The sequence below is a fragment of the Pseudoalteromonas sp. S3785 genome (assembly GCF_005887365.1).
GTDB lineage: Bacteria > Pseudomonadota > Gammaproteobacteria > Enterobacterales > Alteromonadaceae > Pseudoalteromonas.
In genome coordinates this window covers 1-24,053 of record NZ_PNCT01000033.1, presented here as the reverse complement: position 1 = coordinate 24,053, position 24,053 = coordinate 1, and the positions used below count along the sequence as shown (strand labels likewise).

The 24,053-nt window shown below is 39.7% G+C and carries 20 protein-coding genes; 11 read left to right on the top strand and 9 right to left on the bottom strand.

What is annotated here, in order from left to right:
* The first annotated feature begins 99 nt into the window (after positions 1-99).
* Positions 100-738 carry a Vat family streptogramin A O-acetyltransferase gene (locus tag CWC17_RS09730; RefSeq protein WP_138612725.1) on the top strand — a complete coding sequence of 213 codons (639 nt, stop codon included), beginning with the start codon at positions 100-102 and terminating at the stop codon, positions 736-738.
* An 18-nt stretch (positions 739-756) separates the two neighbouring features.
* On the opposite strand, the gene CWC17_RS09725 is transcribed toward CWC17_RS09730, so the two are convergent.
* On the bottom strand, positions 757-1,191 hold the full coding sequence (locus tag CWC17_RS09725) for an ATP-binding protein (RefSeq protein WP_055014843.1): 435 nt from the start codon (positions 1,189-1,191) through the stop codon (positions 757-759).
* Between the two features lie 283 nt (positions 1,192-1,474).
* On the opposite strand from CWC17_RS09725, the gene asnS reads away from it, so the two are divergent.
* Positions 1,475-2,872, top strand: a complete 1,398-nt coding sequence (gene asnS, locus CWC17_RS09720) for an asparagine--tRNA ligase (protein ID WP_055014844.1) — start codon at positions 1,475-1,477, stop codon at positions 2,870-2,872.
* Positions 2,873-3,020: 148 nt separating this feature from the next.
* Positions 3,021-3,953: a PstS family phosphate ABC transporter substrate-binding protein gene (locus CWC17_RS09715; RefSeq protein ID WP_138541123.1), complete on the top strand. Its 933-nt coding sequence runs from the start codon at positions 3,021-3,023 to the stop codon at positions 3,951-3,953.
* 49 nt (positions 3,954-4,002) lie between these two features.
* Here CWC17_RS09715 and CWC17_RS09710 read toward each other — a convergent pair whose 3' ends face one another.
* Together CWC17_RS09710 and CWC17_RS09705 are read right to left on the bottom strand one after the other, a co-directional pair.
* Positions 4,003-4,929, bottom strand: a complete 927-nt coding sequence (locus tag CWC17_RS09710) for an FAD-binding protein (protein ID WP_138541124.1) — start codon at positions 4,927-4,929, stop codon at positions 4,003-4,005.
* On the bottom strand, positions 4,930-5,679 hold the full coding sequence (locus CWC17_RS09705) for an electron transfer flavoprotein subunit beta/FixA family protein (protein ID WP_138541125.1): 750 nt from the start codon (positions 5,677-5,679) through the stop codon (positions 4,930-4,932).
* Between the two features lie 206 nt (positions 5,680-5,885).
* Between CWC17_RS09705 and CWC17_RS09700 the strand changes: the two genes are divergently transcribed.
* The 6 genes from CWC17_RS09700 to CWC17_RS09675 all read left to right on the top strand — a co-directional run bounded on the left by CWC17_RS09700 (position 5,886) and on the right by CWC17_RS09675 (position 12,719).
* Positions 5,886-7,532 carry an electron transfer flavoprotein-ubiquinone oxidoreductase gene (locus CWC17_RS09700; protein ID WP_138612724.1) on the top strand — a complete coding sequence of 549 codons (1,647 nt, stop codon included), beginning with the start codon at positions 5,886-5,888 and terminating at the stop codon, positions 7,530-7,532.
* A 133-nt stretch (positions 7,533-7,665) separates the two neighbouring features.
* Positions 7,666-8,130, top strand: coding sequence for an acyl-CoA thioesterase (locus CWC17_RS09695; RefSeq protein WP_055014849.1), 465 nt, complete (start codon positions 7,666-7,668; stop codon positions 8,128-8,130).
* A gap of 239 nt (positions 8,131-8,369) precedes the next feature.
* Positions 8,370-8,939, top strand: coding sequence for an outer membrane beta-barrel protein (locus CWC17_RS09690; RefSeq protein WP_055019747.1), 570 nt, complete (start codon positions 8,370-8,372; stop codon positions 8,937-8,939).
* A gap of 191 nt (positions 8,940-9,130) precedes the next feature.
* Positions 9,131-9,835: a tRNA (N6-threonylcarbamoyladenosine(37)-N6)-methyltransferase TrmO gene (gene tsaA, locus CWC17_RS09685; RefSeq protein WP_138612723.1), complete on the top strand. Its 705-nt coding sequence runs from the start codon at positions 9,131-9,133 to the stop codon at positions 9,833-9,835.
* Positions 9,836-9,925: 90 nt separating this feature from the next.
* Positions 9,926-11,650: a proline--tRNA ligase gene (locus CWC17_RS09680; RefSeq protein ID WP_138612722.1), complete on the top strand. Its 1,725-nt coding sequence runs from the start codon at positions 9,926-9,928 to the stop codon at positions 11,648-11,650.
* Positions 11,651-11,879: 229 nt separating this feature from the next.
* Positions 11,880-12,719: a UDP-2,3-diacylglucosamine diphosphatase gene (locus tag CWC17_RS09675; RefSeq protein ID WP_138612721.1), complete on the top strand. Its 840-nt coding sequence runs from the start codon at positions 11,880-11,882 to the stop codon at positions 12,717-12,719.
* A 17-nt stretch (positions 12,720-12,736) separates the two neighbouring features.
* Here CWC17_RS09675 and CWC17_RS09670 read toward each other — a convergent pair whose 3' ends face one another.
* The 4 genes from CWC17_RS09670 to CWC17_RS09655 form a co-directional block, all read right to left on the bottom strand.
* Positions 12,737-15,793, bottom strand: coding sequence for an ATP-binding protein (locus tag CWC17_RS09670; protein WP_138612720.1), 3,057 nt, complete (start codon positions 15,791-15,793; stop codon positions 12,737-12,739).
* Positions 15,794-16,080: 287 nt separating this feature from the next.
* Positions 16,081-17,289 (bottom strand): ABC transporter permease, encoded by a 1,209-nt coding sequence (locus CWC17_RS09665; RefSeq protein ID WP_055017670.1) that lies wholly within the window; start codon positions 17,287-17,289, stop codon positions 16,081-16,083.
* Positions 17,282-18,070, bottom strand: coding sequence for an ABC transporter ATP-binding protein (locus CWC17_RS09660; protein WP_138541130.1), 789 nt, complete (start codon positions 18,068-18,070; stop codon positions 17,282-17,284). The genes CWC17_RS09665 and CWC17_RS09660 overlap by 8 nt, the downstream gene beginning before the upstream one ends.
* Entirely contained in the window at positions 18,067-18,879 is an 813-nt protein-coding gene (locus CWC17_RS09655; protein WP_138541131.1) for a DUF3025 domain-containing protein, read from the bottom strand. The genes CWC17_RS09660 and CWC17_RS09655 overlap by 4 nt, the downstream gene beginning before the upstream one ends.
* A 113-nt stretch (positions 18,880-18,992) precedes the next feature.
* Between CWC17_RS09655 and CWC17_RS09650 the strand changes: the two genes are divergently transcribed.
* On the top strand, positions 18,993-20,618 hold the full coding sequence (locus tag CWC17_RS09650) for a M28 family metallopeptidase (RefSeq protein WP_138612719.1): 1,626 nt from the start codon (positions 18,993-18,995) through the stop codon (positions 20,616-20,618).
* Between the two features lie 123 nt (positions 20,619-20,741).
* On the top strand, positions 20,742-21,911 hold the full coding sequence (locus CWC17_RS09645) for a putative manganese transporter (RefSeq protein WP_138541133.1): 1,170 nt from the start codon (positions 20,742-20,744) through the stop codon (positions 21,909-21,911).
* 68 nt (positions 21,912-21,979) lie between these two features.
* On the opposite strand, the gene CWC17_RS09640 is transcribed toward CWC17_RS09645, so the two are convergent.
* Positions 21,980-22,345, bottom strand: coding sequence for a DUF805 domain-containing protein (locus tag CWC17_RS09640; protein WP_138541134.1), 366 nt, complete (start codon positions 22,343-22,345; stop codon positions 21,980-21,982).
* Between the two features lie 138 nt (positions 22,346-22,483).
* Positions 22,484-24,053: dihydrolipoyllysine-residue acetyltransferase (locus tag CWC17_RS09635; protein ID WP_138612718.1), on the bottom strand; the 1,570-nt coding region annotated here is incomplete at its 5' end.

Here is a 24,053-nt window from a genome sequence, read left to right as displayed (position 1 = left end):
ATTTTTTGCCTTACTATCAAAACGTTTTTCCATCCTCAAAAGAGATCACTTACTTATGCGGGTTGGTATAAAAAACAATAATTAAACAATGAGGTAGCTATGCCTAGACAGGGTCCTAATCCAAATAATCCTGCCCCTGTTGAGGGCTTTCCTCAGGTTGGCTTTTTAAAAAACTTTATTACCTCGCCTAATATAGTTGTGGGTGATTATACCTATTACGACGATCCTGACGGCCCTGAAAACTTCGAAAAAAATGTTCTTTACCATTTCGATTTTATTGGAGACCGCCTCATTATTGGGAAATTTTGCGCCATAGCTAAAAACGTAACCTTTATAATGAACGGTGCTAATCATCAAACCGCGGGGTTTTCTACCTATCCATTTTTTATATTTGGCAACGGCTGGGAAAAATCAGCCCCGCAGGCTGGCGAGTTACCCTTTAAAGGCAATACAGTTATTGGTCACGATGTATGGATTGGTTATGACGCAACTATAATGCCGGGGGTTAATATTGGCAGTGGCTCTATCATTGCAAGTAAATCGGTGGTGACCTGTGATGTACCTGCTTATAGTGTGGTAGGTGGTAACCCAGCAAAAGTAATTAAAACTAGGTTTGATAGCAACACTATAAGCACCTTATTAGAAATAGCCTGGTGGGATTGGAGCAATGAAAAAATCACTGCTCATCTAGATGCCATTACTCAGTGTAACTTAAGCGCTTTAATAAAGCTTAAGTAATCCATAAGTAACACTCACTTACCATTCAAACATATACGCCATTTTGCTAATAGTTTTTAAGGGCACATTATGCGTATTGCGCTTGGCGTATAAGTGTTGCATAGATTTATCTTTAACCTCACCTACAATCACTTCTTTAACTTGGTAGCCAAGTGCATGAGCTGCTTGAGAGTACGCAATAAACTCCCATTTTTTTATATTGGTGTTATCAACAATGACAAGCGGAATATTTTGCGCTAACGCATTTATAAATCGCGCTAAATTTAGGTTATGGTATTGCGGTAATTTAAATTTATCAAAATGGTATTCACCTTGCTCATTAACGAAGTAATCATCGGTTGAACAAATCAAATACTGGCTTGAATCTACTCCACCTAGCTCATCTGCTAGGGTTTGGGCATAGTAAGACTTACCACTTCCTGGTAGCCCTCTTAAAATAAAAACTTGTTTCATAGCATCCATTTTTGGGTAATGGTAAACGTTTATACGAATATTTTAATAATGCCACAAAATCAGTAAATTTAAGAGTACCAAATAATAATAGTGGTAATTTAAAGCAAAAAACGCTGTAAAAGTAACCCACATGCATAAAAACTTTTAAAGAGTTGCTCACAATAGTTTTTTTATTTTATTTAACTAGGTAAGATACACGGTTCAAGTTCAACGCACTAAATTTAACCGCTGCGTTGAGTAGTTAATATTATACAGTTAGGCAACTTATATCATTGGAGTGAAGATGAGCCATTTAGCGATTTCAGAGCTATTAAAAGGCAATGTTGCGGTAGACAGCCAAGTAACAGTAAAAGGCTGGATCCGTACACGCCGCGATTCAAAAGCAGGAATATCATTTTTAGCCGTTCATGACGGTTCGTGTTTTGATCCTATACAAGCGGTAGTTCCTAATTCACTAAATAATTATGATGAAGTTACTAGCCTAACAGCCGGTTGTTCTGTATCGGTTACTGGTGTGTTAGTACAATCTGCAGGTAAAGGACAGTCTTTTGAAATTCAAGCTAATTCTGTCACTGTGTTAGGTTGGGTAGAAAACCCTGATTCATACCCTATGTCGGCTAAACGCCACAGCATTGAATATTTACGTGAGCACGCTCACCTTCGCCCTCGCACAAACATGATTGGCGCAGTAACACGTGTACGTAACTGTTTAGCACAAGCTATTCACCGTTTTTACCACGAGCAAGGTTTTTACTGGATCAGTACACCAATCATCACAGCAAGTGACTGTGAAGGTGCAGGTGAAATGTTCCGCGTTTCAACGCTAGACATGCAAAACTTGCCGCGCACTGATAAAGGCGATGTTGATTACAGTGAAGACTTTTTTGGTAAAGAAGCCTTTTTAACTGTATCTGGCCAATTAAATGGTGAAACATACGCATCGGCTATGTCAAAAATTTACACCTTTGGTCCTACGTTCCGCGCAGAAAACTCAAACACATCTCGCCACTTGGCTGAGTTTTGGATGGTTGAGCCTGAAGTTGCATTTGCTGATTTAGAAGACATTGCAAAACTTGCTGAAAACATGCTTAAGTATGTATTTAAAGCGGTACTAGAAGAGCGCCGTGACGATATGGAATTTTTTGCTCAGCGTATCGAAAAAACAGCGATTAGCCGTTTAGAAGAATTTGTAGAAAAAGACTTCGCGCAAGTTGATTACACTGATGCCGTAGAAATACTTAAGTCATGTGGTAAAAAGTTTGAATACGCAGTTGAATGGGGTGTAGATTTACAATCAGAGCATGAGCGCTACTTAGCAGAAGAGCACTTTAAAGCACCGGTTGTTATTAAAAACTACCCGCGCGATATTAAAGCGTTTTACATGCGCCAAAACGAAGACGGTAAAACCGTTGCCGCTATGGACGTTGTAGCACCTGGCATTGGTGAAATTATTGGTGGTTCACAACGTGAAGAGCGCCTTGATGTGCTTGATGCGCGTTTAGATGAAATGGGCTTAAACAAAGAAGACTACAGCTGGTACCGCGATTTACGTAAATACGGTAGCGTGCCACACTCTGGCTTTGGTTTAGGTTTTGAACGCCTGGTTGCCTATGTAACAGGTATGGGCAACGTACGTGATGTAATCGCCTTCCCTCGTACTAAAGGTAGCGCGACCTACTAGTCAAGTTAATTGGTTTTAAAAGCCAGCTTTTTTGCTGGCTTTTTAATGCCTAGCGTATTTTAATGCCTGTGTAAGATACTGTATATAAATTAGAGATTTATAAATTTTGAGCTATAGTTTTATAACAAATTCGTTTTGGACTAATAGCATGATAAAAAACCTTATTTTAGCAGCTACCGTACTGCTTTCTTCATCAAACATAGCAACATCCGTTTCCAATATTGATCCACAACACAAACCGTTACTTATTGGTGGCTCCTCTTCGGTTACACACCTTTTGCATTTAATAAAACCTACCTTTGAAAAACAAACCAATACCGCCATGCAAATTCGCTCTATGGGAAGTACCAAAGGCATTAAAGCCATAGCAGAGAACATTATAGATATTGGCACGTCTTCGCGTTATTTAACCAACGCCGAACAAGAAAAATACCCTCACGTTCGCCAAATTATTATTGCGCAAGATGCGTTGGTCTTTTTCACTAACAAGAAAAATAATATCGACTCGCTAAGCATTGAGCAGCTTAGTAATATTTATGCGGGTAAATATAAAACATGGCAAGAAGTTAACCCAGATTATGTACCAGAGACACAAAGAGATAACAAAATTTTACTTTTTAGTAAGGCCTATAATCATGGCACATTTGATATTTTGTTAGAGTTTTTAAACCTAACGTTTATGCGCGTACCAAACGCCAATACCATTAAAATAAAGCAAACCGGTAACCGCGGTTTATTTCCAAAAACTGAAGTACAAATGTACGACGAATTTAACCAAGCGCTTGGCATAGTACAACGTATGCCTAATGCTATTGCCTTTGACTCTTATGGCGCTGTATCTCAACTACAGGGGTCTAAAAAAATTAATAAAATAAATTTACTGGGTATCAATGGCGTTGACGTTTCTGATGAAACCATTAAAAACGGTGAATATACGTTTGTTCGCCCCCTTATTTTATTAGTAAATAGTCAATCTAGCCGCTCTGTAGAACAAACCGATTTGTTGCTTAATTTATTAAAAAATAAACGTGTTTTAGATACTTTGTCAGCACATCATTACTCTATGGTTGAGGTGGAATAAAAAAGCCGCAGAAACCTAAGTTCACCGCGGCTTTACAACCAGAATATGTTTAAAGCGCGTTTTCAAGCTGCGGTAATACGTCAAATAAATCAGCAACTAGACCGTAATCTGCTACCTGAAATATTGGCGCGTCTGGGTCTTTGTTTATTGCAACAATGACTTTTGAATCTTTCATACCTGCTAAGTGCTGAATAGCACCACTAATACCTACTGCAATATATAAGTTAGGGGCAACAATTTTACCTGTTTGCCCTACTTGCATATCATTAGGAACAAAGCCTGCATCAACGGCTGCGCGCGATGCACCAATAGCTGCACCTAACTTATCGGCAATACCGTTTAATAACGCGAAATTTTCACCGTTTTGCATACCACGACCACCAGAAATAACCACTTCTGCAGCTGTAAGCTCCGGACGTTCCGACTCAGTTTGCTCAACGCTTACAAAGTCACTTAGCTGCACATCATTCGCAGCTTCCAATGCACTAATATTGGCAGGCGATTGTTCGTTTTGTAAGTCAAAGCTGCTCGCACGTACGGTGATTACTTTATTGTTATCTAGCGACTTAACCGTAGCAATGGCATTACCAGCGTAAATTGGACGTTTAAAAGTTTCGCTATCTACCACTTCAATTATTTCTGAGATTTGCGCCACATCCAAAAGAGCGGCCACGCGAGGCATAAAGTTTTTACCCGTGGTCGTTGCACTGGCAACAATATGTGTATAGTCATCGGCTATGCTTAAAACAAGCTCAGCCATATTTTCAGCTAATTGATGCTCATAAAGGGTATTGTCAGCGGTCAATACATTAGTAACCCCTTCAATACAGGCCGCTTTCTCACTCATTGCGCCTAGGTTTGACCCTGCTATAAGCACATCTATATCAAAACCTAATTTACTTGCCGCATTTATTGTTTTTGAGGTTTCTGGTTTTAGTGCACCGTTATCGTGCTCTGCAATTACAAGTGTTTTCATTTAAATCACCTTTGCCTCTGTTTTAAGTTTTTCAACTAGTTGGGCAACATCTTCAACAATAATGCCCCCACTGCGCTTAGCCGGCTCTTCTACTTTTATTAATTCTACGCGCGGTGTTAAGTCAACACCTAATGAATCTGCTGCTATGACATCGAGAGGTTTGCGCTTCGCTTTCATAATATTAGGCAGCGATGCATAACGCGGCTCGTTTAAGCGCAAATCGGTAGTTACAATAGCGGGCAGTTTTAGAGCAACCGTTTGTAAGCCACCATCTACTTCTCGGGTAACATTAACTGTATTGCCGTTTATATCTACTTTAGAAGCAAATGTACCTTGGCTGCGCTTAGTTAAAGCCGCTAACATTTGGCCTGTTTGATTGTTGTCTGAATCAATAGATTGCTTGCCAAGGATAACCAGTTCAGGAGCCTCTTGCTCCACTAATTTTGCTAATAATTTAGCGATGTGCAGTGACTCTAGTTTTTCATCTGTTTCGATGTGAATGGCTTTATCTGCACCTAATGCAAGTGCAGTGCGTAGCTGCTCTTGAGCAGCTTTTGCACCAATTGTTACTGCGATAACCTCAGTGGCTGTACCCGCTTCTTTTAATCGAATCGCTTCTTCTATAGCAATTTCACAAAATGGGTTCATTGCCATTTTTACATTTGCTAAGTCAACGTCACTGTTATCAGCCTTTACGCGTGCTTTAACGTTGTAATCGATCACTCTTTTTATTGGAACGAGAACTTTCATAGGAACTCCATCTATATTTAAACCTACAAGCTAACGTGTACGTCAACCTATTTATTTTATGAATTCAGACTACTTCCTGTTGACGTAAACGTCAACCTAAAATAACCTTAAAGTATTCACAGCCTGTAACATTTAATGTGCAAGTATTAAAAAGGCTGCATTGCTTATCTAATTTAGCTAAGCCCGTCATTGATTAAGAGGTTATTATGGTCGAACGTGAAACCATGGAATTTGATGTAGTTATTGTAGGCGCGGGCCCAGCAGGTCTTGCCAGTGCCATTAAGCTCGCGCAACTAGCTCAAGAAAAACAACAAGAACTGAATATTTGTGTAGTAGAAAAAGGCTCCGAAGTAGGCGCGCATATCCTTTCAGGGGCGGTATTTGAAACTAAAGCCTTAGACGAGCTTTTACCAAACTGGCAAGAACTTAACGCGCCTATTACAACGCAAGTCTCCCACGATGAAATTTATTGGTTTAATAACGGTGAAAAAGCCACCGCCCTCCCTCGCTTTGCGACCCCTAAAACATTTCATAATGAAGGCAATTACATTGTATCGATGGGGAATGTGTGCAGGTGGCTTGCAGAGCAAGCCGAAAACTTGGGCGTTGAGATATTCCCAGGCTTTAGTGCTCACTCTTTAATTATTGAGCAAGACATTGTCAAAGGGATTATCACGGGTGATATGGGTGTTGATAAAGATGGCAATGAAAAAGATGGCTATATGCCAGGTATGGAGCTTCGTGCCAAATACACGATATTTGCTGAGGGTTGTCGCGGCCATTTAGGGAAACAACTTATCAATGAGTTTGCGCTTGATAAAGAAGCTTCGCCACAACACTATGGCTTAGGCTTTAAAGAAATATGGCAAATTGATGCAAGCAAACACCAACAAGGCAAAGTAGTTCATGGTACGGGCTGGCCACTGAGTGGCGATACTAATGGCGGCTCATTTATGTACCATTGTGAAAACAATCAGGTGGTTGTAGGTTTAATTGTTGACTTAAATTACACGAACCCTCACCTAAGTCCATTTGATGAGTTCCAACGAATGAAACACCACCCTGTGTTTAAACACACCCTTGAAGGGGGGGAACGTATTGCTTATGGTGCTCGCGCTATTGCCAAAGGCGGCCTTTATTCATTACCAAAAATGCATTTTGCAGGTGGGCTATTAATAGGTTGCGATGCCGGTACACTCAATTTTGCCAAAATCAAGGGTAATCATACTGCAATGAAGTCGGGGATGGTCGCGGCAGAAGTTATTTTTAATGCACTCAACATGGGCCACGCCAATACTGATTTAGCTGAATACAAAAACGCGTTTGAAAATTCATGGGCTTATAAAGAGCTATACCAATCTCGCAATTTTGGCCCTGCGATGCATACATTGGGTAAATTTGTTGGAGGTGCGTACAACACCCTAGACCAAAACATATTTAAAGGTGCTCTGCCCTTTACCTTTAAAGATAACACGCCAGATTACGACACGCTTAAAGATGCAGCTAACAGCCCTAACATTAACTACCCTAAGCCAGATGGACAAATTAGCTTTGATAAACTCTCTAGCGTATTTTTATCAAACACTAACCATGAAGAATCGCAGCCATGCCACTTAAAATTAAAAGATGACTCAATTCCTATCTCAGTTAACTTAGTTAAATTTGATGAACCCGCACAGCGTTATTGCCCGGCTGGTGTATATGAAGTGCAAAAAATAGAAGGCGAAAACCAATTTGTCATCAACGCACAAAACTGTGTGCACTGTAAAACCTGCGACATTAAAGATCCTAGCCAAAATATTACCTGGGTTACACCCGAAGGCGCTGGTGGCCCTAACTACCCAAATATGTGACTATTTTATGCATAAATGCGTATAAAAAACGCCTCTTTTACATATAAATTATAAACCTATCCTAAATTGCAGGGGCTTCGGCCCCTTTTTTACGTTATGCTCTTAATTAAGTTTAACAAAGTGAGAGTTTAATATGCCGTCGTCAAATGTTGTATTTCGTTTTTTAGCAGAGCCAACCGATGTAAATTTTGGAGGAAAGGTCCACGGTGGTGTGGTCATGAAATGGATTGACCAAGCGGGCTATGCCTGTGCTGCCGGATGGAGTGGTCATTACTGTGTGACTGTTTCTGTAGCTGGGGTTAAATTTAGACGCCCTATCCTTGTAGGTCAAATTGTAGAGGTAGAAGCCAAAATAGCGCATACAGGCTCAACCAGCATGCAAATATTTATTCAAGTGCGCTGTGGCGATCCTAAAACACAAAACATGGTTGAAACTAACCACTGTGTTATTAGCTTTGTAGCTATGGACGAAACAGGTTACCCAGTAGAGGTTCCTGCATTTAAAGCAGTAACAGATGAAGATAAAAAATTAGAAAACTATGCAATTAAGATGAAACAGATTGCGATAGAAACAGAAAACTTGCTTCATAAAGTATAAACGTACAATGTAAAACTCACAAAAAACCGTGTAAAAGGTACAAGCTTTATTTAGAAAACAAAAATTCAAAAAAGTTCACTCTGCTTATAAAAAATACAAAAACAACCTATATTAGCCGTAAATGTCCTTTTTGCGGCTATTTTGCAATCAATTATTGTTATTGGCATGCTCGCTGCAAATATCTAATTGTCGTTTGATAAGTTGGTCAAACATATATTATTTTTTAAAGGAGCTATACAATGATTAAAACACTTTCTCTTTCTGCAATTGCTTTAGCAACACTGGGTTTTAACTCTGCAGCACACGCTGATATTACGGATTTTGATTCTCCTCGCATTTATACAGGTGTAGGCTATGGTCAATACTCGTTTGAATTTGAAGACAGCGAAAATGACACTGAATTTGACGACGATGCACAAATGCTTAAAGGGTACATTGGTACACAGTTTAATGAACACTTTGGCCTTGAATTGGCTTATCAAAACTTTGATGAAGTAAGTGACATTGACAGTAAAGCGGAAGTTGATGGTGTATCATTAGCAGCCACTTTAGCGGCACCGCTTTCTGAAAGCTTTTCGGTATATGCTAAAGGTGGTTGGTTTGAATGGGATGCAGATGTAGAGCAAGAGCTTCCTGTTGGTAGCATTTCAGCATCACAAGACGGCGGCGACGTATTTTACGGTGCAGGTATTCAATACGCGTTTTCTAGCAATGTTCAAATGCGTTTAGAATACGAACGTTACGAATTAGATGATGACATTGACCCAGAAATGGACGTAGCATCAGTGTCAATTCAATACATGTTTTAAGAGTAATTAAATTAAAGTTAAGGGTGAGCCATGTGCTCACCTTTTTTAATTAACCCACGTTTACCCACCACCTTAACTTTTGTTTTGGATGCATATAAACCATACGGTCTAAAATATTACCCTCTAACTGTACTGCTATAACTTATAAATAGAGGTAGAATACTCCCCTATTTTTTAAATAAATAAGCATTATGAGCGAATATAGCATTTCGGCAGTTGGTCACATTCAGTCTCCCTATAAACAAAAGTTTGCAATACCTAGACAACCTCGTTTAGTACCTCAAGCAAAAGCCAAACTTATTTTTACCACTGAGTTTAACCGCGAAGAGTTTGTACGTGGTATTGAAGAATTTAGCCACATTTGGTTATTGTTTAGATTTCATGAAACTGCCGATAAAGGCTACTCTGCGATGGTGCGCCCTCCACGATTAGGCGGAAATGAGCGTAAAGGGGTATTTGCAACCCGTGCTACGTTTAGACCCAACGCTATTGGTATGAGTGCTGTAAAACTTGAAGGTGTAGAGTATAAAAATGGCCAACTTAGTTTACTGCTTGCTGGTATAGATTTACTCGATGGCACGCCTATTGTGGATATAAAGCCTTATTTACCGTATTCAGATGCAATGCACGACGCCAGTGCAGGCTTTGCCGATACCCGCCCAGAAACACAAATGAGCGTTGAGTTTACACCCGAGGCAATTGACTTTATTACCACACAAACGCACTACCCTGAGCTTAAAGATTTTATTGCTAATGTACTAAAACAAGACCCACGCCCAGCTTATAAAAAACAAAAACAAGGCGAGCAAAGTTATGGCATGACACTGTATAATTATAATATACGCTGGCAAGTCAACGGCGAGCATAACTTAGTAACAAGTATAGAAAATACCTAAAAAGTGCAGTTAGCGCTTTAGTGTAAAAGCAAGCGCTGGTAAACTTAGCGCCCTATTAAAAAGAACATATTACTTAATTTCGGAAAAATCATGCGTACCAGTCAATATATACTCGCAACACTTAAAGAAACGCCATCAGATGCTGAAATTATTTCGCATCAATTAATGCTTAGAGCCGGTATGATCCGTCGCGTCGCTTCGGGTTTATATACTTGGTTGCCCTCTGGTTTACGCGTACTTCGTAAAGTAGAAAATATTGTTCGTGAAGAAATGGATAAAGCCGGTGCAATAGAGATGCTTATGCCGGTAATTCAACCTGCCGATTTATGGCAAGAGTCTGGCCGTTGGGAACAATTTGGCCCTGAGCTGGTACGATTTAACGACCGTCATAATCGTGAATTTGCGCTTGGTCCTACTCATGAAGAAGTGATCACCGATTTTGTTCGTAAAGAAATTAGCAGCTACAAACAACTGCCTGTTACTTTGTACCAAGTACAAACTAAAGTACGTGATGAAAGACGCCCTCGTTTTGGTGTAATGCGTGCGCGTGAATTTACGATGAAAGACGCCTATTCATTTCACTTAAGTGAAGCGTGTTTAGACGAAACCTATCAAGTTATGCATAAAGCATACTGCAATATTTTTGAACGTTTAAACCTTGAATACCGCCCTGTGCTTGCCGATACAGGCTCTATTGGTGGTAGCTTGTCGCATGAGTTCCATGTACTTGCTGAATCGGGTGAAGATGCAATTGCCTTTAGTGATGCAAGCGATTATGCAGCTAACATTGAAAAAGCAGAAGCGCTAGCACCAACACAAAGTCGCCCTGAGCCATCTAAAGAGCTTAAAGCGTTTCCTACACCGGATGCTAAAACAATTAGCGAGCTTAAAAAGCACTACGGTGTTAAACCACACCGCGGCGTTAAAACATTAATTGTGTACGGGACACCAGATGAAAACGGTCAACGTGGTTTAGTTGCTCTCGTACTGCGTGGCGATCATGAGTTAAACGAATTAAAAGCAGAAAAGCACCCACTGGTTGATTCACCGCTAGAAATGGCAACTGAGGCCGACATAGTTGCTGCCGTTGGTGCAAAGCCTGGGTCACTTGGCCCTGTGGGCTTAACAATGCCTATTATCGTTGATAGAACTGCTAACGTAATGGCTGATTTTGTAGCAGGTGCTAATAAAGATGACGAGCACTTTAGCGGAATTAACTGGGATCGCGATGTTAAAGAATATCAAGTTGCTGATATTCGTAACATTGTTGAAGGCGATCCAAGCCCATGTGGACAAGGCTCTTTACAAATTAAACGCGGTATTGAAGTTGGTCATATTTTCCAACTGGGTACTAAGTACTCAGAAGCCATGAAAGCAGGCGTACTGAGCGAGTCGGGTAAAAACCAAGTAATGACGATGGGTTGTTACGGTATTGGTGTATCGCGCATTGTAGCAGCGGCTATTGAGCAAAATAATGATGATTACGGTATCATTTGGCCACAATCTATCGCCCCATTTGATTTAGCGATAGTGCCAATGAACATGCATAAGTCGCATCGTATTCCTGATATTGCTAATAATCTATATCAAGGTTTAAAAGATGCAGGCCTCGATGTTTTATTTGATGACCGTAAAGAGCGCCCAGGCGTTATGTTTAACGACATGGAATTAATGGGTTTACCTTATACTTTAGTGATTGGTGAGCGTAATCTTGATGAAAACAAGGTTGAGCTTAAAAATCGCCGCACCGGTGAAAAGTTAATGGTTGATTTAGACACCGCAATTGAAACTATCAAAGCGGCTGTTAAAGGTTAATAACATCTACGCTTAAACTCACTATGAGGCCGCATTTAAATATGCGGCCTTTTTTATGTACCTTTAATAGTAATGTATATAAGAGCCGCTCGGCTAATCGCCTCTTCTAACACAATAAACTTTTAATTGCTTGGCATAAGATAATTGTCATGGAGGCTTCGCTAAAGTGTCTCATAAGTGTCATTAGATTTATCTACAGTGTTTAATTATTACACTATGGATGACGGGCATGACAAACAATCAACAGCGCAAAAAGCAACATTATCCAGCCGTTTGGATATCGGATGTTCACTTAGGGTATAAAGACTGTAAAGCCGACTATTTATTAGATTTTTTAAACTCAATTGAATGCGATACGCTTTATTTAGTGGGTGATATTGTTGATTTATGGTCGATGAAACGGCACTTTTATTGGCACCCATCCCATTACCAAGTGCTTAGTTGCATTCAACAAAAAGCCCTTGATGGCACCCGTGTAATATATATACCTGGCAATCACGACGAGACCTTTCGCCACTACATAAATCAAACTTTATTTGGTGTAGAAGTCCACCAGCAGTTTATTCACACAACTAAAGCCAATAAGCGCTTTTTGCTGCTACACGGTGATGATTTTGACTCGGCAACCCGCTGCAACAAGCTAATTAGTATTGCAGGCGATGCAGGTTACGACTTGCTACTGTTTTTAAATCGTTGGACTAACCGCGTTCGTAAAGTGTCTGGTTGTAACTACTATTCGCTTGCTGCGTGGATAAAAGCACGCGTACATAAAGCCTGTGAAGCCTTTTCCGCTTTTGAAGATGCCGCTATTCATGAGGCAAAAAAACAAAAGGTCGATGGCATTATTTGCGGACACATCCACCACCCTAAAATTAAAGTGGTAGAAGGCATAGTGTACTGTAATGATGGTGATTGGGTTGAAAGCTGTACCGCATTAGTTGAGCAACCAAGCGGAAAAATAGCGCTGTTGCATTGGTCTGATACGCAAAAAGTACTTGATACAGCCGATGTAACCAGCTTAGTTAAACCTATTCAAACTGATACCAAACCAAATAAGTCAGCAGCGTAACTGCTGACTTAATCTATTTAGTTTAACCAGGTTAACAGTCTATTTTTAAGCGTTTTAGGCTTTATTGGCTTGGTAATATAATCATTCATGCCGGCGGTAATACAGCGCTCTCTATCACCTTCCATAGCACTTGCGGTCATAGCAATAATTGGAATGCTAATATACTCAACCCCCGCTTTAGCATTTCTTATCTCGCTGGTGGTATCGTAGCCATCTAGGTTAGGCATTTGGCAATCCATTAAAATTAAGTCAAACGGTTGCTCTTGATTAAATTTAAGTGCAGAGAGCGCTTCTATGCCATCATTGGCACAGGTAATTTTTATACCAGTGCGTTTTAAAATGGCTTTAGCTACCTCAATATTGATCATGTTGTCATCAACCAATAATACATGATACCGCGATAACTCCGGTTCTGGCTCTAAGTCATTTGGTTGTTTGGGTGCGGTTAAAACAAATTCACTATTAGCGCCAAAAATACTGCCAAGCTTATAAGTAAATTGATCTTGCGTGAGGGGTTTATGCAAAATGTGGCTATGATCAGGAAACACTTTTTTAGATTGTTTATTAACCACCATGTCTCGCAATATAAGCACGTATTTTTTATCTGCCTTTTCGCAATAGCTTATTAGCGCATTAACTTGCGGGTGCTCGTCATCAATAATCAGTAAATCAGCGTCAAACTCGCTGTGCTCGCTAAAATAGTCGAGTCGTGTAATGCGGCTTGGCAGGATTTTACAGGTTTGGGTTAGTAAACCACACACATTTTTAAATACATTATCACGTGCAATAAGTGCTGCAACGCTTACCTCTTTTGCAAGCTCAATACCCGTATTAAGTTTTTTCTGTTGCGCCACATGTAACTCTACCGTTGCAACAAATGTGCTGCCCACTCCTTTCTCACTGTTCACAGTTATATTGCCACCCATTAACTGTGCCAGCTTTTTACAAATAGATAACCCTAACCCCGTGCCACCAAAATGGCGCGTCGTGCTTGAATCCTCTTGAGTAAATACATCAAAGAGTTTATCTATGTTTTCAGGAGCAATACCAATACCAGTGTCTTTAATTATAAAGCTCATTAAAATTTTACTGTCGGTAATGTATTTAGAATTTAGCGTTAAACTTACTTCGCCTTTATGCGTAAACTTAAACGCATTATTGATTAAATTAATTAAAATTTGCTTAAGTCGGTGGCTATCTCCAATAACCATTCTATCAATAACATTTTGGGTATTTAAAAACACCTCTAACCCTTTACGCTGACCTTGAAGTGCAATCGAATTAATCATATCGCTGCAAACCGAGATTACGTCAAACGAGTGATTATCAATATCTAACTTACCCGCTTCAATTTTAGAAAAGTCTAAAATATCGTTAATTAAATTCATTAACGAGTGAGCGCTGTTATTAGCCAATTTTAAATAATGCTGCTGTTGCTCAGAGAGGCTGTCTTCTTTTAGCATTTCAAGCATGCCTAAAACGCCGTTCATAGGGGTACGTATTTCGTGGGAAATATTAGCTACAAAGTCACTTTTTGCTTGGCTTGCAGCAAGAGCCTGATCAATTGCTCGCTCTAGCTCTACTGTACGCTGAGTTACCTTAAGTTCTAACGTGCTATTGAGCCCCTGTAACTGTGATTGAATATGCTTTAACGAGCTAATATTACGTAAAATAGCAGCCACTTGATAACGATTGCTAAATACATCAAATACACTGGTAAGCGTAATTGAATAATATTCTTTTTTGCCGTCATCATCAGTATACACCGCTTCAAATGGCATTTTAGAACCCTGCTCAATGGTTTCTCTAATACAGTCTTTGTCTTCATCTGCAAGGGTAAATAAGTCATTAAAGCGGATGGTGTCATTACCAAGCCTAGTTGCAAATACCTTTTTAGCGGTTTGATTACAATGAATAATAGTCTCATCATTGTTTATGGTAAAAATGGCATCGAGTGAATTTTCAATTACTTTATTATTTTGCTCTGTTAAAGAGTTTATCAGCAGCTTGCGGTTAATATAACGCAGGTACAATAACGTAATAATTATAAATATGGTAAAAAATGAAGCAATTATAGCAATAAAGCTTTCTCGCCTTTTTGCAACGCGTTCAAGTAACGTTTTTGAATCAATAGAAACCGCAAGCTCTAATGGCAGCATGGCAACATCGCCTTCAAAACTTACCCGTTTATTTAAAAAATACTGCTTTGGTATATCACCTATTAACAAGGTTTCGTGTAATTTCATATTTTGTGAAGGGCTAAATTCATCACCCCACGTTTTGCCTTGGTTAAATTCAAAACCAAAACGTAAACCAGGGTTTGGATGGTATAAAAACTCGCTTTCATTGTTAAGCAAGTAAATATTAACCCCAGGAGGGAGTTCAAAAGTTAAACTTTCAAACAATTTATCGGCAGAATAATTTGTCACCAAAATAGCAAATACTTGCTTTAAGTTATCAAAAACAGGTTTAGCTACACGGTATGTGCTTACAAAGGGCTTTTGTATTTCACCGTTTTCGCGATTGTAATTAATTGGCGATATATACACGCTTTTTTCATCAAGCATACTGGCTTTGAGTACATAATCTCGCTCCCCTTTTTTTTGTAATTGCGCGCCCTCAAGTCTATTTATATCTCCTAGCATGCGATCAACACGTACTATTTCTTGGCCGTTTTCTGCCAGCATAATGTATCGTGCTTGCAAAATAGAATCGTCTGTACGCATAAACCCACTAAAAATATCCGCAAGGCGGTCTTGCCATACAGCAATGGGGGTTTGTAAAAGTGGGTCAATTAATTGGTTGTCGGTTGCTCTAGAAATACCTTGAATGGGTGGTGTCGCGTTTAAAAAGCGAATAGCGGTAATACTGTCGTTTAAATGATTTTTTAAAGACGCCGCTTTTGTTTCAAGCTCACGACTAAGCTCATTGTGCGCATCGCTGTATATTTCTGCACGCACTTTTTGTTCAAACACATACGCTGAAGGCAATGCAATAACTAAAAAAACAATAATAGCAACAAGTAATAATTTATTACCTCTTGCTGCTGTTATAAATACATTCCTTTTTAGCATTGAACCCTTACTCCTCACTATTTTCTAGCTTAGATTATAGAGGATTATTTAATAAAAAATAGAAGTTAAAATAATTAGTTATTTAAAAATACGTAATTAAAATTCGAACAAATACTCTAAATTAATTACTTAGTATTACTATTGAGTTGCAGTATTAATTTAAGATGAATCAAAGACAAAAAACACACAAATAAGAGTGTTTTAAGAATAAACGCGCTAAAAAATTACACTTATAAAAATACACAAACGGGCAAGATAAAACCCTGCCCGCTTACAAAAGTATTTAATTACCTAAACAATACATCTTCGCGGTTAAACCACTTAACACAAAAGGCAAGTAATGCCCCGGCAATTAATGCCGTTGCTAAAAAGATTAAGCCTACTAAGGTGTAATCAACGGTGCCTTTTACTATTTCTTTTATAGCCAGTGCTACGTTAGTGACAGGTATGAATGCTGTTTTGGCTGTAAGTTCCATATTCGGCATGATAGAAACAATTATAGGAAAAAACACCCCCATGCTTAAAGGAGCCATATAATTTTGTGCTTCTTTAAAGGTGCGTGCATATATTGATATAGCCAATGCAAGGGCTGAAAATATAGCTGCAATGGGTAATAACAGAACAAAAATCATCAATAAGTCACTTACCGCAAGTGAACTAAACGCTGTTTTAATTACTTCTAGGTCAGCAAATGCAAGGGCTACGGCTATCCACCCGCCCATACTCAACACTGTTATAGTGGTAGATGCAATTGAGGTGGTTAATAAAGTGATAAATTTTCCCAATACCAACTCTGTACGCGTTATAGGTGTAAGCAGTAAAGTCTCTAATGTGCCGCGCTCTTTTTCACCTGCACCTAAATCAATTGCTGGGTAAGTCGCCCCCATCAAAACTAAAGGTATAAGTAAATAAGGTAAAAATCCGCCGAGCTTTTCACCTAGGTTTTCTCGTTTATCTGCGGTGTCAACTTTCACAACTTCAATAGGAGTAAGTAAAGCTGTGTGGGCCTTTTTATCAATACCAAAGCTTTCTAATTTTTCGCTTTGCAGCACGTCGCTGTATTCTTTAGCCAGCTCTTTTACACGCTGGAATAAAAAGTTTATAGACTTAGCATCATTGAATACTACTTGCCATTTACTTTGTTCAAATTGATCTAAAGATTGCTTAGCGTTGGCTGGTAAATAAATACCCATATCAATCTCACCATCAATAACACCCGCTTTTAGCTCTTCAATGTTGTTAAAGGTTCTAGACCCTTTATAAAGCTCAAAGCTTTTATGGTAAAACACGTTTTCGGTAAATTCTGGGGCGTATTCGCCATTAATAATTGCGTAGGTATGTACTTCTTGTTCAGCGTCTAATGCAGCTTGAGAGCTAATGAAAGCCATCACAGCAAACAAGAGTGGAAATACGGCAACAGGTAGTGCCACTACAAATAACAGGGTTTTTTTGTCGCGTAGGAGTTCTTTTAATTCCTTTTTAAACACTTCAAACATCATGCTTCTCCGTTAATATATTCATAAACGCTTGGTTTAGCTCTTCACTGTTGCCTTTTTGTTTAAATTCAGCAAGCGTGCCATCAAAACAGCTAACCCCTTCATTAATTACCGCTACGCGGTCACATAAAAGTGCGACTTCATCTAAATGGTGCGTTGAAAAAATAACAGGCGTGCCTTGCACCTTTAACCCTTTAATAAAGTTAATCACTGTTTGTGTTGTCATGATGTCGAGGCCTGTTGTTGGCTCATCGAGTACCACTACCTCTGGGTGGTGTACCACAGCGCGAGCAATATTGGCTTTTTGCTTCATGCCGGTAGATAAGTTTTCTGCACGTTTATCAATAAATTTATGCATGTCGAGCAAAGTAAAAAGCTCTTCACAACGCGCCGCTATCTGCTCTTTGTTCATGCCATGAAGCTTTGCAAAGTATTCAATATTTTCTTTAACAGTCAGACGACCATATAAGCCCGTCGAGCCTGATAAAAAACCTATTGATTTACGCCCTACTAACGGTTTTTTAATTATGTCATTGCCGGCAACAGTGATTGTACCTTCATCAGGCTTAAGTGCAGTTGAGAGCATGCGTAAGGTAGTGGTCTTTCCTGCGCCATTAGGGCCAAGTAAGCCTAATACTTCGCCTTTTGCGCATTGAAAGCTGACATCTCTTACTGAATGAAAAAAATCTTTATCTTCACGGGGGTCTATATCATCAACTTTATTTTTCTTATGATCCTTGGTTAACTTAAACTTTTTTTTAAGCCCTGCGACTTCTATCATTTTCGTATCCTTCGTTTAGCTCTAAAGTAGTCGGTATTATCATAGAACGATTCATTTACATTTGCGTCATGCCATCCTGGTACACCTAATAATGGCAATGGAGAAAGCTGTTTATTATCGGCTAAGCAATGCTCTATTTTTATCTTCTCATAAAGTAATTGGTCTAGGTACTGATATTGAGTAACTAAATCTTTACAAAATATTTCATCAGGTACACATACAAATAATGCTTTACCCGTGAGCCCTATATATGGCTTTGTCATCATTTCATAATTAGCATGTCCAAACATAAATGGTTTTATTGTTTTGCCCCACTCATCTCGGTGCGTAACAAATGCAGTTTTCCATTGGTGCTCTTTTAAAAGTGCTTGCCACTTAGACTCACTAATGGCAAGCACCACACCACATTCGTCAAACAAGGTAAGAGCATTGCGATGCTTAGTACGCTGTTTTAAACCATGTTGCGCTATTTCTTCTACGTGTCGCTGATTTATAAGTGCCTTTGTTTTTGGAAACAAGCACCAAATAAACCCACCAAACAAATCGTGCCAATTTTTAGTTCGGGTTGGGACTATGCCGGTTTCAAAAATAACTTGTTCATAATAGCGCTCACCAAAATCTATGGTTGCATCGTCTTCAAACTTTATTGGGAGGTTATTTGCATTAATGGCATTTAAATACGGGGCAAACCAATCAGGGCATGGCCAATCAGTTTGTTTATCAATATTAAACAGTGTTCGTAAGTGCTCAAACGCACCGCTTTTTAAACTACTAACTTGCCATTGCTCAGGCGGAGTAAAGCGCTTCATTTATACCTTTAACAATTTATCCTGTTAATTTGCGGGCAGTTTACCGCAAAAACTGGTTCTAATTAATAGAAGTTAATATACTAATCTCATCTTAGAACAAGAATAGAGCTACTATGAAACGATATTTCTCTCTCACACTGATTGCTGGCGCTGTTTTAGCTGGCTGTGCAACAACAAGTATTACGCCTACCGATGTAACAAATGGTTACAACAGTATTAAAGAAGATGAACTTGCTGCTCACATTAAGGTACTTGCATCTGACAAATTTGGCGGCAGAGCGCCTTCATCTGAAGGTGAAAAACTAACTTTAGATTACTTAACTACACAATTTAAAGCATTAGGGTTTGAACCCGGTAATGGTGATAGCTTTTTACAAGAAGTGCCGCTTGTTTCATTAGAAGCTGATTCAAATATGGTATTAAGTATTGGTGGTAAAGACTATCAATATAAAAAAGATATGGTTATGGGCAGTAGCCGTATCAGTGAACAAGAAGGCATAGAAAATTCAGAGCTTGTATTTGTTGGTTACGGTGTAAACGCCCCCGAATATAACTGGAACGATTACGAAGGCCTAGACGTAAAAGGCAAAACTGTTGTTATGCTAGTTAACGACCCAGGTTTTGCGACTAAAGATCCTGCGCTATTTACGGGTGATGCAATGACCTATTACGGACGTTGGACCTATAAGTACGAAGAAGCGAGTCGTCAAGGCGCCGCAGGTGCAATTATCATTCACGAGACAGCCCCTGCGTCATACCCATGGTCAGTGGTTGAAAACTCGTGGAGTGGAGAGCAGTTTGGCTTTCAAAAAGAAAACAACAATATGGACCGCGTTGCGGTTGAGGGTTGGGTCACCACGGATGTAGCTAAAGAGTTATTTGCTAAAGCGGGCCTTGATTTTGAGACTGCTAAGGCCAATGCTGCTAAAGGTGCTTATAACATTGATATGGGCGATTTAACTGCAACGGTTAATGTAAAAAACACGATTAAGAAGTCAGTATCGTATAATTTTATCGCCACGCTACCGGGTAGCGAGAAAGCAGATGAGCATGTTATTTATTCAGCGCATTGGGATCACTTAGGGACAGATACAACCCGTAAGGGCGATCAAATTTATAATGGTGCACACGATAACGCCACAGGTACCGCAGGGCTAATTGAAGTAGCAGAGGCATTTACTAAGTTGCCAACGCACCCTACTCGCTCAATGACTTTTTTAGCTGTTACGGCTGAAGAGCAAGGCTTACTTGGCTCTAAATACTACGCTGCAAACCCAGTTATTGCGGCTGATAAAACTGTCGCCAATATAAACATGGATAGTCTAAACTTATTAGGTAAAGTAAAAGACATGAACGTCGTAGGTTTAGGTAAGTCACAAATGGACGACCTGCTAGCAAAAGCCGCAAAAGAGCAAGGTAGAACCATAGCTGGCGACCCTAAACCTTCATCAGGTGGTTATTACCGCTCTGATCACTTTGCATTTGCAAACATGGGTATTCCGGCTATGTATGCAGGCGGCGGTACGATTGCCGCTGATGAAGAGACAGCCAATTACCGAAAGCGTATGAGCTTAGTTCTACGTGGATGTTACCATCAGCCATGTGATAGATACCGCGACGAGTGGGATTTATCGGGTGCGGTGCAAGACTTACAGCTGTTTTATAAAGTAGGCTTTGATATTTCAGAGCAAGCACAATGGCCCTTATGGTACGAAAACTCAGAATTTCAACGTAAATAACAAATAGCCCGTAATCGATAAACTCAAACTGAGCCATCGATTTAAATAGATGCAAATGATATTGATTATCATTTGCGAAAATTATACAGTGTGCCCTAGATAAAATAAAACTGGGGCACACTTATGATTTTACTCTCTCAAATAGGATTTATTACGCCAGCTTCCAAACGGTTTGTTAGCCAAAATAAACGCTTACTCCTACCACTTTTTTTATTGGTATGTTTAGCTGTACCTAGCCTTCGCGAAATAACCATTACTGCACTCAGTGATGCGTTTTTTCAAGTTAGTGTATTTGTAGCAGCTACGTTACTTATTTACTACTACGCAATAGAACATATCCCTCAGTTAGAAATGAGCTACTTAAGCGCTAAATCTAAACCACTTGAGGTATTGTTTGCATCCGTCCTTGGCGCTTTACCTGGCTGTGGTGGTGCTATTATTGTGGTGACTCAATATACTAAAGGCCAAGCAAGTTTCGGGGCCATTGTTGCTGTACTTACCGCTACAATGGGTGATGCTGCTTTTTTACTGCTTGCTACGCGCCCTACTGAAGGCTTAACAATAATGGCTATAGGTTTAGTGGTAGGCACACTATGTGGGTTAATAGTCAATGCAATTCATACACCTGATTTTTTACGCCCAAGCGCACAAGAGCAAAAACACCAAGTAAAAATTTTGCCTACTAAAATAATAAAAGTAAGCAAACCTGTGTGGATGTTTGCCATTATTCCAAGTTTAATCATTGCACTTTTAATTGCATTTAATGTGGACTTTAGCCAATTTGGTCAGTATACCAGCACCGGAATTAGCTTATTTGGTGCAGCAATGGCCCTGTTTACGGTTGTTATTTGGGCCTACTCTTCTAAAGGTGAAACCTATAAAGAGATAACCTCAGAGGAGGATGAATGTAATCCGCCTTCAAAGCTTATAAAAGTACTTCAAGATACACATTTTGTTACTGCATGGGTGGTTGCTTCGTTCATGCTGTTTGAAATATTAGTCAGTGTGGTAGGCCTTGATTTAAAAACGTGGTTTATGCACTACGCCTATTTAGCACCGTTGATTGCAGTCATCATTGGTTTTTTACCTGGCTGTGGGCCACAAATAATCGTAACCACACTTTATATACAAGGCATTATTCCTTTTAGTGCATTAGCTGCTAATGCAATTTCAAACGATGGTGATGCACTATTTCCAGCAATTGCAATGGCGCCAAAGGCAGCTGTAATTGCTACCTTGTATACGTCTATACCTGCTTTAGTTGTTGGTTACGGGCTTTACTTTTTAAGTTAACAGTTTTAAAAATCATAAGTACAAAAAAGCTCAGCAATTGCTGAGCTTTTTTAATACTCACGTGTTATTTATACCGAAGCAGGTTCAGCCGTTAACTCTTTAGGATTTGGACCAAAATCATTCTCACCTTCATGTGAGTCTTGCGCAAGGAACACAATTAAGACAATCCAACCAATAATTGGCACTAACCAAAGTAGCTGCCACCAGCCAGAACGGCCAGTATCGTGTAAACGGCGTGCGCCAGCGCTCAATTGAGGTATTAACAGTGCCAAGCTATAGATAGTGCCAATTACAGCTACACCCATTAGCTCATCAACAAAACCTAGTACAATGCTAATTAATAAATTTATTAAGTAAAACATCCAAAATGCTTTACGGCGATTACGCCCTGAAAAATCTGCGTAGCTACGCAGCGCGTTCATATAATGTTCCATTACAATTCCTTAGTGTTAGTTTTTATATTCCCTAGCGGGTTTTAGTTATTACTTTTTAGTAACAATTGTATCTTAATTAAAAACACAGCGTTTTAAAACAAAAAACCAGCAAATTGCTGGTTTTTTACGAGGCTAATTTTAGCTCATTGCCATCATCATTACTGATGGGTTTTCTAAATACGACTTCCACAAATTATTGAAGCGCGCAATTGTACCGCCATCAATAACACGGTGATCACCCGACCAACTTACTTGCATAATAGCTTTGCTAACAACTTGGCCGCTTTCATCAAAACGCGGTAAGTGTTGTAACTTTCCTAGGGCAACAATTGCAACCTCGGGCTTATTAATGATTGGGGTCGCAATAGTGCCACCAATTGCACCAATATTTGAAATGCTAATGGTGCCCCCTTTTAGGTCATCGGGTGATACGCGCCCTTCGCGTGCAGCATCAGTTAAGCGAGTTAGGCTGTTTGCAAGTTCAACAACACTCTTAGATTGGCACGATTTAATGTTAGGGACTAATAAACCCACCTTGGAGTCCACCGCTACCCCTATATTGTGGTCGTCATAGTAGCTAAGCTCAGTGCAGTCATCATTTACTTTAGAATTAAGCACTGGGTACTCTTTCATCGCAAGTGATAACGCTTTGATAAAAAATGGCATCATAGTGAGCTTTATGCCTTGCGCTTTATACTGCTCTTTTAAGCTGGCTCGCAGGGCAATTAATTGCGTTAAGTCTATCTCGTCACTAAAAGTAAAATGCGGGATTGTTGAGACCGAGGCCATCATTTGCTTTGCCATAGCCGCTTTAATGCCTTTAATTGGCTCTGTACGCATACCCCCGCTTTGTGTTTTTGGTTCTGTGCTTTGTGTCACACTATTTTTAGAACTAGCGCCGCTAAGTGGTGATGTATCTATTGTGTTAGGTACCTCACCTTTAATAAATTCTTCTATGTCTTGTTTATAAATACGGCCATTTTTTCCGCTGCCCGGCACGCATGTTAAATCAACATCTAACTCGCGTGCTTTTCGCCTTACAGCAGGTGAGGCAACCGCTTTTTTATTAACAATTTTATTTGCTGCTGTTTGTGGCGTTGCCACAGCTTTATCTGCCGCTTTGCTTTGAGCTTTTACAACGGCTTCGTTTACATCAACATTTGGTTTTGCTGAACTGCCAGCTATGCTCATTTGAAATAGCGGGCTGTGTACTTGGGCAATTTCACCTTTTTGATAGTAAAGCTTTTGCACTGTACCTGTATATTTAGCAGGAATTTGTACCAGCGCTTTGTCGGTCATTACATCACACACAGCCTGATCTTCTTGTATTTCATCGCCTTCGGCTACCAGCCAATCGACAATTTCACACTCAACAATTCCTTCACCAATATCCGGTAGGATAAAATCTTCTAATTGTGCTGAGGATGAGGTATCACTTTGTGTATTTTTTACTTCATCTGTGGGAGTTTCCTCGCTTTGGCTTTCGCCAACTACATCCATAGCAAACAAGGGGGCATGAACCTGCGCTATCTCCCCTTTTTGATAATACAATTTGGTGATTACGCCATCGTGCACAGCCGGTATTTGTACGAGTGCTTTGTCTGTCATTACATCACAAATGGGTTGATCTTCTTTTACTGTGTCACCCTCTTGTATTAGCCACTCAACCACTTCGCACTCAACAATGCCTTCACCAATATCGGGTAAT

Bases quoted from the DNA above. Each gene is read 5' to 3' on its own strand.
- CWC17_RS09670 (WP_138612720.1), bottom strand. From the start codon at position 15,793: ATGCTAAAAAGGAATGTATTTATAACAGCAGCAAGAGGTAATAAATTA.
- CWC17_RS09675 (WP_138612721.1), top strand. From the start codon at position 11,880: ATGACAAACAATCAACAGCGCAAAAAGCAACATTATCCAGCCGTTTGG.
- CWC17_RS09640 (WP_138541134.1), bottom strand. From the start codon at position 22,345: ATGGAACATTATATGAACGCGCTGCGTAGCTACGCAGATTTTTCAGGG.
- CWC17_RS09665 (WP_055017670.1), bottom strand. From the start codon at position 17,289: ATGTTTGAAGTGTTTAAAAAGGAATTAAAAGAACTCCTACGCGACAAA.
- CWC17_RS09680 (WP_138612722.1), top strand. From the start codon at position 9,926: ATGCGTACCAGTCAATATATACTCGCAACACTTAAAGAAACGCCATCA.
- CWC17_RS09660 (WP_138541130.1), bottom strand. From the start codon at position 18,070: ATGATAGAAGTCGCAGGGCTTAAAAAAAAGTTTAAGTTAACCAAGGAT.
- CWC17_RS09655 (WP_138541131.1), bottom strand. From the start codon at position 18,879: ATGAAGCGCTTTACTCCGCCTGAGCAATGGCAAGTTAGTAGTTTAAAA.
- asnS (WP_055014844.1), top strand. From the start codon at position 1,475: ATGAGCCATTTAGCGATTTCAGAGCTATTAAAAGGCAATGTTGCGGTA.
- CWC17_RS09730 (WP_138612725.1), top strand. From the start codon at position 100: ATGCCTAGACAGGGTCCTAATCCAAATAATCCTGCCCCTGTTGAGGGC.
- CWC17_RS09650 (WP_138612719.1), top strand. From the start codon at position 18,993: ATGAAACGATATTTCTCTCTCACACTGATTGCTGGCGCTGTTTTAGCT.
- CWC17_RS09705 (WP_138541125.1), bottom strand. From the start codon at position 5,679: ATGAAAGTTCTCGTTCCAATAAAAAGAGTGATCGATTACAACGTTAAA.
- CWC17_RS09700 (WP_138612724.1), top strand. From the start codon at position 5,886: ATGGTCGAACGTGAAACCATGGAATTTGATGTAGTTATTGTAGGCGCG.
- CWC17_RS09710 (WP_138541124.1), bottom strand. From the start codon at position 4,929: ATGAAAACACTTGTAATTGCAGAGCACGATAACGGTGCACTAAAACCA.
- tsaA (WP_138612723.1), top strand. From the start codon at position 9,131: ATGAGCGAATATAGCATTTCGGCAGTTGGTCACATTCAGTCTCCCTAT.
- CWC17_RS09690 (WP_055019747.1), top strand. From the start codon at position 8,370: ATGATTAAAACACTTTCTCTTTCTGCAATTGCTTTAGCAACACTGGGT.
- CWC17_RS09645 (WP_138541133.1), top strand. From the start codon at position 20,742: ATGATTTTACTCTCTCAAATAGGATTTATTACGCCAGCTTCCAAACGG.
- CWC17_RS09725 (WP_055014843.1), bottom strand. From the start codon at position 1,191: ATGAAACAAGTTTTTATTTTAAGAGGGCTACCAGGAAGTGGTAAGTCT.
- CWC17_RS09715 (WP_138541123.1), top strand. From the start codon at position 3,021: ATGATAAAAAACCTTATTTTAGCAGCTACCGTACTGCTTTCTTCATCA.
- CWC17_RS09695 (WP_055014849.1), top strand. From the start codon at position 7,666: ATGCCGTCGTCAAATGTTGTATTTCGTTTTTTAGCAGAGCCAACCGAT.